This is a genomic window from Epibacterium sp. Ofav1-8 (assembly GCF_022348185.1).
Taxonomy (GTDB): Bacteria; Pseudomonadota; Alphaproteobacteria; order Rhodobacterales; family Rhodobacteraceae; genus Epibacterium.
Genome location: NZ_JAKRFD010000006.1, coordinates 64901 through 80231 on the forward strand (window position 1 = coordinate 64901; position 15331 = coordinate 80231).

14 protein-coding genes are annotated in these 15331 nt (G+C 61.7%); 8 read left to right on the forward strand and 6 right to left on the reverse strand.

The window, feature by feature from the left end; genetic code table 11:
• Positions 1-26 precede the first annotated feature (26 nt).
• Positions 27-911 carry a DMT family transporter gene (locus MHM97_RS11260; protein ID WP_239322460.1) on the reverse strand — a complete coding sequence of 295 codons (885 nt, stop codon included), beginning with the start codon at positions 909-911 and terminating at the stop codon, positions 27-29.
• Between the two features lie 107 nt (positions 912-1018).
• Between MHM97_RS11260 and MHM97_RS11265 the strand changes: the two genes are divergently transcribed.
• The gene (locus tag MHM97_RS11265; protein WP_239322461.1) at positions 1019-1507 is read left to right on the forward strand and encodes a MarR family winged helix-turn-helix transcriptional regulator; all 489 of its coding nucleotides are present in this window, start codon (positions 1019-1021) and stop codon (positions 1505-1507) included.
• A 79-nt stretch (positions 1508-1586) separates the two neighbouring features.
• Here the strand turns inward: MHM97_RS11265 and MHM97_RS11270 are convergent, their stop codons facing one another.
• The 3 genes from MHM97_RS11270 to nth form a co-directional block, all read right to left on the reverse strand.
• Complete coding sequence (locus tag MHM97_RS11270) at positions 1587-3956, reverse strand: methyl-accepting chemotaxis protein (protein WP_239322462.1); 2370 nt, start codon at positions 3954-3956, stop codon at positions 1587-1589.
• Between the two features lie 354 nt (positions 3957-4310).
• Positions 4311-5309 carry an adenosine kinase gene (locus MHM97_RS11275; protein ID WP_239322463.1) on the reverse strand — a complete coding sequence of 333 codons (999 nt, stop codon included), beginning with the start codon at positions 5307-5309 and terminating at the stop codon, positions 4311-4313.
• Positions 5306-5950 carry an endonuclease III gene (nth, locus tag MHM97_RS11280; protein WP_239322464.1) on the reverse strand — a complete coding sequence of 215 codons (645 nt, stop codon included), beginning with the start codon at positions 5948-5950 and terminating at the stop codon, positions 5306-5308. The genes MHM97_RS11275 and nth overlap by 4 nt, the downstream gene beginning before the upstream one ends.
• 206 nt (positions 5951-6156) lie before the next feature.
• Between nth and MHM97_RS11285 the strand changes: the two genes are divergently transcribed.
• From MHM97_RS11285 to MHM97_RS11300, 4 genes are all read left to right on the forward strand, one after another.
• Positions 6157-7008, forward strand: a complete 852-nt coding sequence (locus MHM97_RS11285; protein ID WP_239322465.1) for a methylated-DNA--[protein]-cysteine S-methyltransferase — start codon at positions 6157-6159, stop codon at positions 7006-7008.
• 330 nt (positions 7009-7338) lie between these two features.
• Positions 7339-8028 carry a helix-turn-helix transcriptional regulator gene (locus MHM97_RS11290; protein ID WP_239322466.1) on the forward strand — a complete coding sequence of 230 codons (690 nt, stop codon included), beginning with the start codon at positions 7339-7341 and terminating at the stop codon, positions 8026-8028.
• Between the two features lie 169 nt (positions 8029-8197).
• On the forward strand, positions 8198-8863 hold the full coding sequence (locus MHM97_RS11295; RefSeq protein ID WP_239322467.1) for an OmpA family protein: 666 nt from the start codon (positions 8198-8200) through the stop codon (positions 8861-8863).
• Positions 8864-9033: 170 nt separating this feature from the next.
• Complete coding sequence (locus MHM97_RS11300) at positions 9034-9576, forward strand: NADPH-dependent FMN reductase (protein WP_239322468.1); 543 nt, start codon at positions 9034-9036, stop codon at positions 9574-9576.
• Positions 9577-9685: 109 nt separating this feature from the next.
• On the opposite strand, the gene MHM97_RS11305 is transcribed toward MHM97_RS11300, so the two are convergent.
• Complete coding sequence (locus MHM97_RS11305) at positions 9686-10726, reverse strand: NAD(P)/FAD-dependent oxidoreductase (RefSeq protein ID WP_239322469.1); 1041 nt, start codon at positions 10724-10726, stop codon at positions 9686-9688.
• A 58-nt stretch (positions 10727-10784) separates the two neighbouring features.
• On the opposite strand from MHM97_RS11305, the gene mnmD reads away from it, so the two are divergent.
• On the forward strand, positions 10785-11468 hold the full coding sequence (mnmD, locus tag MHM97_RS11310) for a tRNA (5-methylaminomethyl-2-thiouridine)(34)-methyltransferase MnmD (RefSeq protein WP_239322470.1): 684 nt from the start codon (positions 10785-10787) through the stop codon (positions 11466-11468).
• A 15-nt stretch (positions 11469-11483) separates the two neighbouring features.
• Positions 11484-12359 carry a DMT family transporter gene (locus tag MHM97_RS11315; RefSeq protein WP_239322471.1) on the forward strand — a complete coding sequence of 292 codons (876 nt, stop codon included), beginning with the start codon at positions 11484-11486 and terminating at the stop codon, positions 12357-12359.
• On the opposite strand, the gene MHM97_RS11320 is transcribed toward MHM97_RS11315, so the two are convergent.
• Positions 12315-14282, reverse strand: coding sequence for a lytic transglycosylase domain-containing protein (locus MHM97_RS11320; protein WP_239322472.1), 1968 nt, complete (start codon positions 14280-14282; stop codon positions 12315-12317). The two genes, MHM97_RS11315 and MHM97_RS11320, sit on opposite strands and share 45 nt — an antisense overlap.
• 138 nt (positions 14283-14420) lie before the next feature.
• Here MHM97_RS11320 and dapA point away from each other — a divergent pair, with 138 nt between their 5' ends.
• A complete protein-coding gene (gene dapA, locus MHM97_RS11325; protein WP_005611979.1) occupies positions 14421-15293 on the forward strand; it encodes a 4-hydroxy-tetrahydrodipicolinate synthase in 873 nt (290 codons plus the stop codon).
• The last annotated feature ends 38 nt before the right edge of the window (positions 15294-15331 follow it).

Genomic DNA, 15331 nt, shown 5'->3' on the forward strand with positions numbered 1-15331 from the left:
GGTTTGCCGACAGGGCCCTTTGCGCCCTACTCCGCTGCGACCCTTGCGTTCGTCTTGACCGCAAGGGGTTTTGTGCCCTGTTGCCCCAGCCAGACGGAGAACAAGGCCACCACAGCCCCCAGCGCTTGCAGCGCGGAGAAACTCTCGCCTGCAAAAAGCGCCCCCAGGATCACTGCTGTCAGCGGGCTGAAGACCCCGAGGAGCGAGATCTGGGCTGGAGCGATGCGGCCGATGCCGCGAAACCACAGGATATAGGTGAACGCGCCGCCAATCAGACTCATGTAGCCGAGGCCGATGAGGTTGTTGGTCGTGAGGTTCGGCCAGTCAGGCAGGGCAATCACGGCCACGGGGATCAGCAACAGTCCCCCGGCGGTGAGCTGCCAGGCAGTGAAGGTCAATGCCGGCACACCGGGTTGCCATTTGCGGGTGAGAACCACGCCCGTGGCCATCGAAAGCGCCCCGCCGAGCCCGGCCGCGACGCCGCCGAGGTCAAGGCTGGCCTCCGGCCCGAGCACCAGCAGCCCGACCCCCAGAATGCCCAGGACCGCCGCCAGTATGCCCTTGCCGTGGAGGTGTGTGCCAAGGAGAACCCCCGACAACCCCATCACGAACAGTGGCTGTACAGCGCCCAACGTGGCGGCGACGCCGCCGGGCAAACGGTAAGCCGACAAGAACAGCAGCGCCCAGAATACCGAAAAGTTCAACGCACCAAGCGCAAAGATCTTTGGCAGGAGGGCGATGGGCGGCAGCTGGCGCACGATCAGAAGCAGGAGCAGGCCGGCAGGCAAAGCCCGCAGCAGAGCCACCAAATAGGGCGATTCTCCGGGCAGGAACGTTGTCGTCACAATATAGCTGCTGCCCCAAATGGCCGGCGCAAGTGCGGTCAGGGCAAGGTCTTTGTTATTCGTCATGGTGGGACTCCCCATATATCTCGATGTCGAGATAGTGATGCAAAGTCTCGACGTCAAGATATGCGCATCGCATTGACCTCCTTCGCGTCGCGGCACATTACTGACGCATGGATCATGTGGATTTCATTCTGGAGCAATGGCGCCGCGAGCGGCCCGACCTCGACGTGACCGCGATGGGGGTGATCGGGCGTGTCGGGCGGCTCTATCTGGCCTACCTGAAACCGATGGAACGGACCTTTGCCCGCTATGGTCTCAATGCGGCGAAATTCGATGTGCTGGCCACTTTACGCCGGGCAGGCGCGCCGTATCGCCTGTCGGCGGGGGCGTTGATGAAGGCGACGATGGTGGCATCCGGAACCATGACGAACCGGATTGATCGGCTGGAGGCGGATGGCCTGGTCAGCCGCACGACGAATCCGGAAGACAGCCGCAGTTTCCTGATCGCCCTGACGGTTGAGGGGCTGACCCTGATCGATGAAGTCGTGGAGGCCCATGTCGCCACACAATCCGGCCTGATCGAGGGGCTGTCCCCCGAAGAGGTCGACCAGTTGGCCGAGCTGCTGAGCAAGGCGCTGACGGCATTGGACCGCACCTGATGGTACGGTCCAATGTGTCGGTCCTCGTCAGGGAGCCCCGGCGCCGGCCGGGGGTGTGGCGCGGCACAACGGAGCGCTTCTAGAAATCCTCGTAGAAGTTGAGCGCGGCATTGCCGTCGGTGCCATGCGCCGTCGGCGCGGGCGGTGTCGCGTCATCGTGATCGGCGGACACGTCCCACTCTTCGCGCTGGAGGGTGCGGGCAGGGCGACCAGAGCTGGCGGGGGCGGCCTGTTGATCCTGGCCTGCCGCACCGGACAGTTTGAAGTTTGCCACGACGCTGCCCAGTTGAGAGGCGTCGCTGTCGAGCATCTGGCACGCGGCGGAGGCTTCTTCCACCATGGCGGCGTTCTGTTGCGTCACCTGATCGAGCTGCACCATGCCGGTGTTGATTTCCTCGATACCATTCGACTGCTCGGATGCGCCTTCTGCGATTCCCGACACCAGTTGAGAGATGTGGTTCACGCGTTGAACAATCATCTGGAGCGCTTCACCGGCCTTGCCGACGAGGTCGACACCCGATTCCACCTGTTTGGAGCTTTCGCCAATCAGGGATTTGATCTCCATCGCGGCCTCGGAGGAGCGTTGCGCCAGAGCGCGCACCTCGCTTGCCACCACCGCAAAGCCGCGTCCAGCTTCGCCTGCGCGTGCAGCCTCGACGCCAGCGTTCAGTGCCAGCAGGTTGGTCTGGAAGGCGATATCGTCAATCACCGAGATGATCTGTTCGATCTTCTTCGATGACTGTTCGATCTCGGTCATTGCGGTCACGGCGTTCTGTACCACGCCGCCGCTGGTTTCGGCCTCTTGTTTGGCCTCGCCGGTGATCTGCTCGACGCTGCGGGCGCTTTCGGCGGCGGATTTCACACTTGCTGTCATCTCTTCCAGCGCGGCGGCGGTTTCCTCCAGCGTTGCGGCCTGGCTCTCGGTGCGATGGGACAGATCGTCGGACGACTGGTTGATCTCGGCGGCACCGTTGCGGATGCGTTCGACCGCGCTCACCACATGGCCGAGCGTCTGATTAAGCGTGCTCACCGTCGTGTTGAAATCGGCACGCAGCTTTTCATGCTCGCCCGAGAATGGCGTGTCGATGGTGGCAGAGAAATCCCCCTGCGACAGACGCAGCAGTCCGGCGCTGAGGTGTTCCACCACAATCTGCTGTTCCTGCTGCTGTTGCGCGCGGGCTTCCTCGGCTTCACGCGCCAGACGGAGGTCGTCCTGAAGCGACACCAGCGCCTTGCCGATATCCCCGATCTCATCGCCGCGGCTTGCGTCAGCGACGTCGGTATCCAGATTGCCGTCCGCAACCTCGGTCATGCCGGTGCGAATACGGTTGAGGGGATGCGTGAAGGAGCAGGCGATCCGCCAGCCAAGAAAGGACATGGTCAAGCCAACGGCAATGGCGATCAGACCGAGCATCCAGGCCTTGCTGAGCAGCGGTGCCATGACATCGCGCACATCTTGTTCGATGACCAGAACCCAATTGGCAATCCCGAGGTCCAGCGGCCGGGAGTAGGCATAGATCGGGTCGCCATCCAGCCCATCCGCGCCCTTGAAGAAGTGCGTTTCACCGTCGAGCGCCCGCATGGTGTGTTCGTTCTCCGGCAGTGTATCGAGCACCCGGAACCCGTCTTCGAAGCGGGAATTGGTACGCGCCATGAGGTCTGCGCCCACCAGGTAGACTTGTGCGGTTTCGCCAAGACCATCGGTGTTGTTGGTAATCTGACCCAGCAGATCCACGGGAACCTGGATCGCGATTACGCCCAGGCGAGTGCCGTCTCCGTCAACGACCGGCGATGCGAGGAACGCGGCGGCAGCGCCATTGCTGGGGGCATAGGGTTCCATGTCCGCAAAGACCACGGTTCCAGTCTTGGCGGACTGTGCATCGCGAAAGGCTGCTCCAAGCCCGGAGTCCTTGTAGGCACCGTTGGTGAGGCTGGTGGCGTAGTCCATTTCCTTGAAGACGGAATAGACGATGTCGCCTGCTGGGTTGATCAGAAAGGCATCGTAATAGCCTTTGCTTTCGATCAGCGTCCGCAGGCCATGATGATAGGTTTCGTGGATCTCGTGATAGGCGGCGTCACCGTCTGCCCTGTGCAGCTTGTGCTTTTCGCCGACGGGATGGCGATTGTCCTTGATGTAGGCAGTGCGCAGCGTGTCCGCGGCCTCTCCCCCAAGATCCTCCCACGTGGTCGCAAATGATCCCAGGGCGTTGACGGTGGCCGGCGAGGCGGCAAGCGACGTCAGATCCGCTCGGATCGTGGACATCATATTGCGTACCGATGCGCTGCGATCAGCGGTGATTGTCTCCATCCGGTTCTCGACGGCGCGTTCGGCATACCCGTGAAAGGCAAAGAGCGCGGCGGCGATGAGGATGGCGCTGATGGACGCGCTGAAAGCTGCGAAATAGAGCGGCAGCTTCTGGGAAACTCGAAGGGCATTCATACGAAACATGGTGAGGTCCTATCGGATAGATGTGATCCACATTCTAGACCTCGCGTGGCAAACTTAAGAATTGGCAAATCTGGGTGGCAATACCTCTCTTTCGCGAATTACTATACTTTTGCGCGAAGTTTGCGACCTATATGGCGCCAAGCGGCGGCATCAAAGGTGAAGGCTTGTATTCATTGAGGAAAGTGTGATTCGCGAACCAAGAGCGCAAATGACGCATTTCGTTTTTGGATTTGGGTTCGATTTTGGTCGGTCTGGTAGTATTTCATTTATCAAATACTACCCTGGGGCGCATGCCCTGAGCCTCTCGATGTCGGCGATTGGCTCAAGGCGTATGTTGTCTGCGAGCACGGGCGTTTAGGCCGCCAGCAAGCCCGCTGCTTGCAGAAGTGCGCGCATGTCGGTCTGTGGGCGCGGGCCGATGTGGCTGATGACTTCGGCCGCACAGGCGTTCCCCATCCGGGCGCAGGTTTCCAGATCCTGATCGTGGGCGAGGCCAAACAGGAAACCGGCGGCGAACTGATCGCCGGCGCCGGTGGCATCCACGGGAACGACCCGGGTCACGGGAACGTCGATGCGGCCTGCAGGGCTGACCACGGTGACGCCCTCGCCGGAGCGGGTGCAGACCACCAGCGGACAGATCGCCGCCGTCTTTGCCAGCGCCTCTTCCAGATCATCGGTTTCAAACAGAGAACGGATCTCGGCCTCATTGCCGATGACAAACTCCAGCTCGGTCTCGATCAGCTTCAGAAAATCGGCGCGGTGACGTTCGACACAGAAGGGATCGGAGATCGCGATGCCCGGCTTGCCGCCGCCTGCGCGGCAGTCACGCGCCGCTTCCATAAAGGCGGTTTTGCCTTTGTCCTTGTCGAACAGATACCCCTCAAGGAACATGATCTGCGCCTGACCTGCGACCGCGTTCGGCACGTCGTCAGAGCTGAGTTCAGACGAAATCCCCAGATAGGTGTTCATCGAGCGCTCGCCATCGGGCGAGACAAAAATCATCGAACGCGAGGTGGGAAGTTCGCCGCCCGCGACGGGCGGGTTCACAAAATCAACGCCATCGTCCTGCATGGCTTGCGCGTAAAACCGCCCCAGAGCGTCGTCGTGCACGCGGCCGATGAAAGCCGAGGACAGCCCCAGCGCACCAGCACCCGCAATGGTATTGGCGACAGAGCCACCGGGCGTCTGCACCCGTTCCTTCATCGCGGCATAGAGCACTTCACCCCGCTCACGCTCGATCAGCTGCATGATGCCCTTCTCGATCCCCATATGGTCGAGAAAACTGTCGTCGCACTGGGAAATCACGTCGACAACCGCGTTGCCGATACCGACGAGCTGGTAGGTTTTGGTCATAGTGTTTTATCCTCGTAGAGGCAGAGATCTCGGATGATGCAGGTGGAGCACAAGGGTTTGCGCGCCTTGCAGTGATAGCGGCCGTGCAGGATCAGCCAGTGATGCGCATGCAGTTGGAAATCGACCGGGATATTGTCCTCGATCGCCCGTTCAACCGCGTTCACATCCTTGCCGGGGCAGATGCCAGACCGGTTACCGACGCGAAAGATATGCGTGTCCACCGCCTGTGCCGGGTAGCGCCACCACATATTCAAAACCACATTGGCGGTCTTGCGCCCCACACCGGGCAGGCTTTCCAGCGCTGCACGAGAACAGGGAACCTCGCCACCGTATTGTTCGACAAGGATGCGGGAGAGCTTGATGACGTTCTTGGCCTTGTTGCGATAAAGGCCAATCGTCTTGATGTGTTCGATCACACCCTCTTCGCCAAGGGCGAGCATCTTCTGGGGGGTGTCGGCAATCTTGAACAAATCCTTGGTGGCTTTGTTCACGCCTGCGTCGGTTGCCTGGGCGGACAGGGCGACGGCCACGACCAACGTGTAGACGTTGACATGGTCGAGTTCGCCCTTGGGTTCGGCCTCGGCGTCCTGGAACCGCGTGAAGATCTCGCGGAGCGTATGATAATCGAGTTGCTTGGCCATCGGGCGTTCTTTTGCCCGCTGCAGACAGAGGGCGCAAATCAAAAACGTGCAGCATTCGCAGGGGATCGGGCGATGCGGTGCAAAAGTCGCGGTTTTTGCGCGGATGGCGTGGCTGATTGGCAAACCGCAGGTTCCGGGTCGCCCCTGGCACCGGCTGGCGGTACTATCGCTCTGAACCATCAAGACGACGGCTAGGGGCACGCGCCATGCAACGGGACGAACAGGCTTATCACTACGGGGTCATCCGCCGGGCGATCGAGGTAATCGATGCGGATGGCGCGGATCTGTCTCTCGAAGAACTGGCGGCCCGCATGGACATGAGCTCGGCACATTTTCAGCGCATATTTTCCGCCTGGGTTGGTGTTTCGCCCAAACGCTATCAGCAGTACCTGCGTTTGGGGCATGCAAAGTCGCTGTTGCGCGAGGATTTGCCCCTGCTGGAGACCGCCCATGCCGTTGGGCTTTCCGGGTCTGGCCGCTTGCATGATTTGTTCGTGCGTTGGGAGGCCATGAGCCCCGGTGAATATGCCCGCCGGGGCGAGGGGTTGACCGTGCGTTGGGGCTGGTTTGACAGCCCCTTTGGTCTGGCGCTCGCCATGGGCACTGAAAAAGGCCTGTGTGGTCTGGCCTTCGCGGCCGAGGTCGGGGCAGAAACGGCCTTGAGCGATATGCGTGCCCGCTGGCCCAAGGCCGCGTTTGTCGAGGATGCAGATGCGTTGCGCCCACAGGTCGAAGCGGCCTTTGCCCGCAAAGGCGATACTGCGCTGCATCTGATGGGGGCCCCTTTGCAGATCAAGGTCTGGGAGGCGCTCCTGCAGATCCCCGAGGGCGAGGCCACCACCTATGGCGAGATTGCCGAAGCTATCGACAACCCTCGTGCTGTGCGTGCCGTGGGAACGGCGGTGGGGAAGAACCCGCTGAGCTGGCTCATCCCCTGTCACCGGGTGTTGCGCAAGGGCGGCGAGATGGGCGGCTACCACTGGGGCGTGCCGGTCAAACGCGCGATGCTGGCTTTTGAGGCCGCCCGCGCGGAGGTCGCGCAAGAGAGCGCCGCGTGAACATGCGCGTGAGACCCCTCTTTATGCTCTGCAAAAGCGCCTTGCGGCGTGCGCGGCGTTTTGCAGCCAGATGTGCTTCGACCTTGTCCCAAGCCTCTTTGCGCTCAATCTCGTAAGCGGTGCGCGGTGGGGCAGGTTCGTTCCAGCGATCCAAGCCGAGGGTGACAAGAGCGATCCAATCATAAGACGACATGAGCAGACTCCATTGGGGGTGATGTGACCCTCTGAGAAAAGCAAATCGCTGCTGACACCCTGTTGTCAGTGGGGCATGCTAGGATGGCAGCAGGGTGTCACGGTATGTGTCCGCCCATCTGCATCACCGGAGGTGTCATGACCCGCAGCAATCGGATGTTTGAGTTGATCCAGATCCTGCGCGCGGCCCCTGCGCCGGTTCGGGCCGAGGATCTTGCCGCTCAGCTTGAGGTCTCAAAGCGCACGATCTACCGAGATATTGCCGCGCTTCAGGCGATGCGCACGCCCGTCGAAGGAGAGGCGGGGATCGGCTATATGCTGCGCAAGGGGTATGATCTGCCGCCGCTCAACTTCGATGAAGAAGAAATCGAGGCGCTGCATGTCGGGCTTGCGATGTTGATGCGCACGGGGGATGGCGCGCTACAGCAGGCGGCGGCGCGGGTTGGGCGCAAGATATGCGATGTCCACGCCAGCGCCGAGTGGTTGCAGGTTGCCCCTTATGGCGCGCCGCTTGATGACCCCGACAATGGCTGTGTGTCCAAGGCGATCTTGCGCCAGGCGGTCCGCAGCGCCCAGAAACTGCAACTGGTCTATGTGAATGAGGCCGGAGAGCAGAGCGAGCGCATCCTGCGCCCCTTGGCGTTGATCTATCACATCGACTGCACGCTGCTTGCGGCGTGGTGCGAGCTGCGCAGCGGCTTTCGCCATTTCCGCACGGACCGAATGATGTCTGCGGACTTGCTGGACGCGCATTTCAGTGATGAAGCCGCGTTGTTGCGCAAGCTGTGGCGGGAACAAGAACGCGACACGTTTGTTTACAAGGCGTAACCTGGCCCGCAGGTTCGCGAGTGGGGGTGCGCGGCAATCCGCCGAACGCGATGCCTGCACGCTTGCTGCGCGCGGCGATGCGCACAATATCTACACACAACGTCTCCGCCCGCGAACAGAAAATGCGGGCGATAAAAGACAGGTTTGAGGAAGAAAAGGTAGACTACAAATGTCTTTTGCAAAAATCCCCGCCCTTGGCGTGCTGGCCGCTGCCGTGGCGCTGAGCGCGTGTGACGATCCTGCCTCCTATGGTGCGCCCGGCGGTATCAACCGCTCTCAGAACGGGGCCATCATCGGTGGCCTGATTGGTGCAGGCATCGGTGCGGCGACCTCGGATGACGACAAGGCCGAGACCATCATCGGCACCGCTGCTGTCGGCGCACTGGCGGGCGGCCTGATTGGGCGAGAGTTGGACAAGCAAGAGGCTGAGCTGCGTCAAAGCCTCGATAACGACTCGATTTCCATTGTGAACACCGGTGATCGTCTGATCGTCTCGCTGCCCAATGACCTGACCTTTGCCACCGACAGCGCTGCGATTTCCTCGGTGGTGCGGAGCGATCTGCGCAAGGTTGCTGGCAGCTTGCAGCGCTATCCGGGCAGTGTGGTTCAAGTGATCGGGCACACCGACAGCGATGGCGCGGCCTCCTATAACTACTCCCTGTCCGAACGTCGGGCCAATGCGGTCGCTGATGAGATGGCCGCCGGCGGCGTCTCTTACAATCGTATGCGCATCATCGGCCGTGGCGAGGATCAGCCCGTGGCGAGCAACCTGACCGTTGAGGGTAAGGCGCGCAACCGGCGCGTGGAAATCGTCATCATCCCACAGGCGAGCTAAGCTCGAACGGATGAGCAGACCCCAAAGGCCGCGCCCCCGAGCGCGGCCTTTTTCGTTCATTGCGCCAGCTGTGTAAGGGTGCACAGCCCGTCTGCGGTGGTCGGGCTTTGTTTGCGTGTTGAGGCGACCTAGCTTTCACAGCGAGATACATGATTTGAAAGGACCAAATGATGGCTGATCCAGTATTGCTTATTATTTCCGGCTCTCTCCGCAAGGAGGCGACCAACCGTAAACTGGCCAGAGAGGCCGCTCGGCTCTTTGGTCCTGCGGAGGTCATCGAGGGCGATCTGAACCTGCCGCTGTATGATGGCGACGCGGAAGAGGCCGACGGTATACCCACCGCTGTTCAGGCGCTGGCCGATCAGATTGCAGGGGCGGATGCCGTGGTCATTTCAACACCAGAGTACAACAAAGGCCCATCCGGCGTGCTCAAGAACGCGCTGGATTGGGTAAGCCGCACCGAGGGCAACCCCTGGGCTGACAAGCCCGTAGCCGTGATGTCTGCCGCAGCGGGGCGTGCGGGCGGGGAGCGCGCGCAGATGATCCTGCGCAGTTTCCTGGTGCCGTTTCGCCCGCGTGTTCTGCCCGGGCCGGAGGTACACCTGGCCGGGTCGAGCAAGGAATTCGACGCGGCCGGACGTCTGACCAGCGAGCTCTATACCAAGACACTGACCGACTTGATGACCCAGCTTCGCGCGGCTGCAACTGGGTGACAGCATCGGGCAGGCCGCGGGGGCCGCACCCAACGGGTGCGGCCCCCGCGTTCGGCGATGCGCCTAGCGCAGCGCAATCCCTCTCTTGAACGCCGGGACCGCGGCACACTCAGAGATTGTCCGAGACACGAAACCCTTCGGGAATGGTGTCGTTTCCGTCCAGCATCAGGGTTGCCATCACCTCGGCGACCTTGGGGGCCATGCCAAAGCCGATCTTGAAGCCACCGTTGGCGATGAAATGCCCGGGGCGGTCGGGGTATTCTCCCAGCATAGGCGCGCGGGTGCGGGCGCGGGGGCGTACACCGGCCCAACGCTCCAGAACCTCGGCACCGGCAAGTTGTGGCACTGCGGCGATGGCACGTGCAATCACCTGATCAAGCTGCGCATCAGGTTCGTCCGGGCGGATGAAGTCACGCTCGCTGGTGGAGCCGATGGCCAAGGTGCCATCCGCATGTGGGATGATGTGCAGCCCATCCGCATAAAGCTGTGGCACCGCACCCGCATCGTAGGCCAGCAGTGCGGCCTGTCCCTTGACGCCCGTGCCAACCAGACGCGGGGACAGGGCGTTCAGATCCAACAACCCCTGATACCCGGTGGCATGAACCACGTGCCCTTTGTCACGCCCGTCACCAGCGACCTCGACACCGCCAGCGCGCAGGGCCGCGACCAATGCAGCACAGGCACGGCGCGGATGCATGCGCGCGGAGAGCGTGTCGTGGATCACCATTCCGGTTGCGCTGGGCGGGCACCAGTCACCGAAATCGGAGGCCGGGCGCACGTCCCAGATCGCATGGTCTTGCCACAGCTCGGCTGCGGTCTCGCGGCGTGCGTGGGCCAGCTCCAGCGTGCGCTCATCCGCGATGGGTTGCAGACGGCCAAGGCGTCCATAGCCCGGCGACACACCCCCGGTATCTTCGACCTCGGCCCAGAACCCTTCGGCCATCAAAAGGCTCTCAAGCTGAAACGCCTTCTTTGGGTTCCAGTTTTCCGGCACATGCGGGGCGAGCGCGCCGACCAGCCCGCCGCTTGATCCAGCGCCCGGCCCGGCGGGGTCGATCACCTGCACCTTGGCCCCGCGTTGGTGGCAGGCCCATGCGATCGACAGCCCAAAGATACCAGCGCCGCGCACGGTGATTTCAGCAGTTGCCATTTCCATGACCTTTCGTCAGGTTCGCCCTCGTGTCACGTCTCACCTAAAGGAATTCGCGATGGCAGACCAGCAGGCACGGCTGAGCTGGCGAGAGGGCGATTTGCCCGTCTCCGATCAGTTCGACGACCCTTATTTTTCGCTGCAAAACGGCCTGTTGGAGACCGAGCATGTCTTTCTGGCCGGCAATGATCTGCCCGCCCGGTTTCAGCCCGGTTTTCACATCGCAGAACTGGGGTTTGGCACCGGTCTCAACATGCTGGCCGCGTGGCGCGCGTGGGAAGAGAGCGGACAAGGCACGCCGCTGCGGTTCACCAGTTTCGAGGCCTTCCCGATGGCCCCAACCGATATGGCACGCGCGCTGGAGGCCTTTCCCGCGATCACGCCATGGGCGGAGCGGTTCCTGGCGCACTGGACCGGCGGTGGATGCTGTGATCTGGGCAGCTTGCAGTTGGAGGTTGTCATCGGCGACGCGTGCAGGTCGCTGCCAGAGTGGACAGGACAGGCGAACGCCTGGTTTCTGGACGGGTTTTCACCCGCCAAGAACCCGGAACTGTGGCAAGAGGATCTGATGCAGGCCGTCGCGGATCATACTGCATCAAACGGTACCGCAGCGACTTACACAGCGGCCGGGTTTGTCCGTCGTGGGCTGGAGACGGCAGGTTTCAAAGTAGAGCGCACCCCCGGTTTTGGGCGCAAGCGGCATATGACGCGGGCAATTTTGACTGATGAATTGAAAGGCTGAACCATGGAACAGGTCATGGCCAAGAACGACACCAGACTGGGCATCTTGCTGATGATCGGCGCAACGATTGTCTTTGCCCTGCAAGACGGGATTTCGCGGCATTTGGCGAGTGAATACAACGTCTTTATGGTGATCACTATTCGCTACTGGTTCTTTGCGGCCTTTGTGATCACGCTGGCACTGAAACAAAGTGGCAGCGTAAGGGCTGCCGCACAGACCAGCCAGCGGTGGGTGCAGATCTTTCGCGCCTTTGTGCTCGTGGCAGAGATTTGCGTCATGGTTCTGGCTTTTACCGTGCTTGGCCTTGTCGAGAGCCACGCGGTCTTTGTCTGTTATCCTCTGCTCATTGCGGCGCTCTCGGGGCCGATCCTTGGTGAACAAGTGGGCTGGCGGCGGTGGGCGGCGATTGGCGTGGGTTTCATCGGTGTGCTGATCATCCTGCAACCGGGATCAGGCGTGTTTCAGGTGGCGGCACTGATCCCGCTGCTGGCGGCGCTGATGTTTGCACTCTATGGCCTGCTTACCCGCTATGTGGCGCGCCGCGACACCACCGCGACCAGCTTTTTCTACACCGGCGTTTACGGCATGATTTTTGTGACGCCCCTGGGGCTTTGGTGGTGGGAGCCGATGACCGCACCGGATTGGGGCTGGATGGCGACCCTCTGCGTCACGGGCGCACTTGGGCATTGGCTCCTGATCAAATGCTACGAGATGGCAGAGGCCAGCGCCGTGCAGCCGTTTGCGTATATGCAGCTGCCGTGGGCCGCGATGATTGGTCTGCTGGTGTTTGGCGAGGATATGCGCACCAATGTGATCATTGGTGCGGCCATCGTTGTGGCGGCGGGGCTATTCACCTTTTGGCGCGAAAACCTGAAGCGTGCGGCCCGCTAGCTCGCGCGAGAACGGCTGGGGCAGCGGTGTCTGCCCCAGTCGCGCGCGATAAACGGGCAGGCTCTCGGTGACGCGCATCACGTAGTTGCGAGTCTCGTTAAACGGGATGTGTTCGATCCAGTCGACCACATCCACCTCCGGGTCGCGCGGGTCACCGTAGCGTTCCATCCATGCAATGGGGCGATGGGGGCCTGCGTTATAGCCTGCCGCCATCAGGACCACGTTGCCGTCGAACTCTCCTGCGAGCCCCGCCAGATAGGCGGCGCCGAGCTTGACGTTATACTGCCAGTCTTCGGTCAGGCGCGAGACCTTGTGATCGTCGAGGATGCCGAGGTCCTTGGCCACCAGTTCCGCCGTTCCGGGCATCACCTGCATCAACCCGCGTGCGCCCACGTGGCTGATGACCACCGGGTCAAATTCGCTTTCGCGCCGCGCGATTGCCAAGACCATCTCAGACGCCATCGGCAGGCTCATCTGGGTGACAGGGTGCAAGGGATAATAAGCGCCTGCCAGTTCCAGCCCGTCCTGGGCAGCACGTTTGGAGATCATCACCGCCAAGTGGGGCTGTTTCATATCCACCGCCATCTGCCCCAGTTGCAGCGCCTGATCCGGGGGGAGGCTTTCGACCAGATGGGTCAGGAACCGCTCACCCAGCGACAGATCGCCTGCCTCCAGCAAAGCGATGCCAGCCTTGTAGACCGACGATTGCAGGAACGGCGCGCCCTTCCAGTCGGGCGCTTCGGGTGTGGTCAGGCGCGGATCAAACCCGCGCCCCAACGCCTGTGCGGAGAGTAGCCCGTAATAGGAACTCTGGAATTTTGCACCAAGCCTGTAGGCCGCGTGGGCCTTGTCGATCTCGCCCATCTGGGCATAGGCGCGCCCCAGCCAATACCCCGCGCGGCCAACTGAGATCGGGCTTTCCACGGCGGCGAGGAAACGGGTGAAATGATAGACCGCAAGCTCGGCATCATCCAGTTTGCGCAGGGCGACATAGCCTGCGATCCACTCGTTGTCGGCGTAGCCATAGCCCGCCTCGGGTTCAGAAAAATGGTAAGCGGCGAGTTTATAGGCGCGGGTGTTGTCATTGTCGCGCATCAGTTGGCGCGCGAAATCCGCGCGCCGGCGCAGCCATTTGTCCGGTTCTCCCAACGCCTCGGCAGAGGTGGAGCGCTCAAACATCATGGCAATAGCATCGTCCTGGCGCCGTTTGGCATCGCGCCACGCAAACCTGTCATAGGCCAGCCCCGCATCATCTTGCAGGTTTGCAGGCACCGCAGCGATCGCCGCATCAACGCCATTGGCCTGTTCCTGCAAGGCAATCCGGGCTTCTGCCAGTTTGCGCGCCCCGTCGCTGACCAGATCCAGCATCCGGCGCGAGGACACTTTGTGGCCATCCCACAAAAGCCGGTTCAGGCGCGCTTCGTGATGTTGGGCGAGCAGGGATTTATGGCGTGCAAGATAGGCGTTCTGTACCGCCTCCGGCATTGCCATGCTGCGCCACGCGCGCACGATCTCTGTCTCGCCTTCGGTCTTGCGGCCCGCACCAATCAGCGCTTCGCCAAGGCTGAGCGCGCCTTCGGGGGTCTGTGCCTCAGATGTATCGCGGTAAAAGGCAAGAACCGTCGCCTGTCCTGCGGAGGCGATGGCCTCTTCGCTCTGGCGGCGCAGGTATTGCATGCCGGGCCAATCCGGGCGGCGGTCGATAAAGGACATGACATCGCGGGCAGTGCCTTTGCCGGCGCGCAGGCGGTGCCATTCGATCACATCGCGGGCAATTGATCCCTCTTCGCCGGCGTCGATCAGGGCCTCTTGCCACTGGCCATCGCGCATCAGAGGGAGGGCGGTATCAAGTCCGCTCGCGTACACGGGCGCGCCAAACAGGGTCGCGCAAATCAGCAATGAACAGGCGAGTCTGCGTGTCATCTCTTGCATTTTCCAGCAATCCGGGGATAGAGGCTGTGACGATAGTGCGTGTGTCGCGGGGTGCAACTCAATTTCCCGCCAGCGCGCCCGTCCGGGCAAGGATTTGCCCGCATCAAAACCACTAACTGGAGCGTTCCCATGTTCAAAGGCTCTATGCCAGCCCTCGTCACCCCGTTTCGCAATGGTGAGTTGGATCTGGATACGCTCAAACACTTGGTGGAATGGCATATTGCCGAAGGTTCGACCGGTCTGGTTCCCGTGGGCACCACTGGCGAAAGCCCGACGCTGACCCACGAAGAACACGAACTGGTCATCAAAGTGGTGGTGGAAACCGCTGCTGGCCGTGTGCCGGTGATCGCCGGCGCCGGGTCCAACAACACCGTCGAGGCGATTCGCTTTGTGGAATACGCCCATCGGGTTGGTGCCGACGCGGCGCTGGTTGTGACGCCTTACTACAACAAGCCGACCCAACGCGGCATGATCGCACATTTCAGCGCGTTGCATGACTGCGCCGACATTCCGATCATCATCTACAACATCCCGCCGCGCTCGGTTGTGGATATGACCCCGGCCACCATGGGCGAGCTGGCAAAACTGCCGCGCATCGTCGGTGTCAAGGATGCCACTGGCAAGCTGGAGCGCGTCAGCCAGCAGCGTGCTTCTTGTGGTCCGGAGTTCATTCAGCTCTCGGGCGAGGACGCCACCGCGCTGGGCTTTAACGCGCATGGCGGTGTGGGTTGTATTTCCGTCACCGCAAACGTCGCGCCAAAACTCTGCGCAGAATTTCAGGCGGCGACATTGGCGGGCGACTACAAGACCGCGCTGGAGTATCAGGACCGCCTGATGCCATTGCATGAGGCGATCTTTATCGAGCCCGGTCTGGTGGGGGCAAAATACGGCATGTCAAAGCTGGGCCTGTGCTCTGAGGAAGTGCGCTCGCCGCTTACAGGGCTTGAGGACAGCACCAAGGCCAAAATCGACGCGGCCATGGTGCACGCCGGCCTGCTCTGATCGATTTCAGGTACCACTGAATGCAACAGCCTCGGTTT

What these genes read in the sequence shown, in the direction of transcription:
- mnmD (WP_239322470.1), top strand. Translation starts at nt 10,785, where the DNA reads ATGGCAGACCAGCAGGCACGGCTGAGCTGGCGAGAGGGCGATTTGCCC.
- dapA (WP_005611979.1), top strand. Translation starts at nt 14,421, where the DNA reads ATGTTCAAAGGCTCTATGCCAGCCCTCGTCACCCCGTTTCGCAATGGT.
- MHM97_RS11265 (WP_239322461.1), top strand. Translation starts at nt 1,019, where the DNA reads ATGGATCATGTGGATTTCATTCTGGAGCAATGGCGCCGCGAGCGGCCC.
- MHM97_RS11320 (WP_239322472.1), bottom strand. Translation starts at nt 14,282, where the DNA reads ATGACACGCAGACTCGCCTGTTCATTGCTGATTTGCGCGACCCTGTTT.
- MHM97_RS11290 (WP_239322466.1), top strand. Translation starts at nt 7,339, where the DNA reads ATGACCCGCAGCAATCGGATGTTTGAGTTGATCCAGATCCTGCGCGCG.
- nth (WP_239322464.1), bottom strand. Translation starts at nt 5,950, where the DNA reads ATGGCCAAGCAACTCGATTATCATACGCTCCGCGAGATCTTCACGCGG.
- MHM97_RS11260 (WP_239322460.1), bottom strand. Translation starts at nt 911, where the DNA reads ATGACGAATAACAAAGACCTTGCCCTGACCGCACTTGCGCCGGCCATT.
- MHM97_RS11300 (WP_239322468.1), top strand. Translation starts at nt 9,034, where the DNA reads ATGGCTGATCCAGTATTGCTTATTATTTCCGGCTCTCTCCGCAAGGAG.
- MHM97_RS11315 (WP_239322471.1), top strand. Translation starts at nt 11,484, where the DNA reads ATGGCCAAGAACGACACCAGACTGGGCATCTTGCTGATGATCGGCGCA.
- MHM97_RS11270 (WP_239322462.1), bottom strand. Translation starts at nt 3,956, where the DNA reads ATGTTTCGTATGAATGCCCTTCGAGTTTCCCAGAAGCTGCCGCTCTAT.
- MHM97_RS11295 (WP_239322467.1), top strand. Translation starts at nt 8,198, where the DNA reads ATGTCTTTTGCAAAAATCCCCGCCCTTGGCGTGCTGGCCGCTGCCGTG.
- MHM97_RS11275 (WP_239322463.1), bottom strand. Translation starts at nt 5,309, where the DNA reads ATGACCAAAACCTACCAGCTCGTCGGTATCGGCAACGCGGTTGTCGAC.
- MHM97_RS11285 (WP_239322465.1), top strand. Translation starts at nt 6,157, where the DNA reads ATGCAACGGGACGAACAGGCTTATCACTACGGGGTCATCCGCCGGGCG.
- MHM97_RS11305 (WP_239322469.1), bottom strand. Translation starts at nt 10,726, where the DNA reads ATGGCAACTGCTGAAATCACCGTGCGCGGCGCTGGTATCTTTGGGCTG.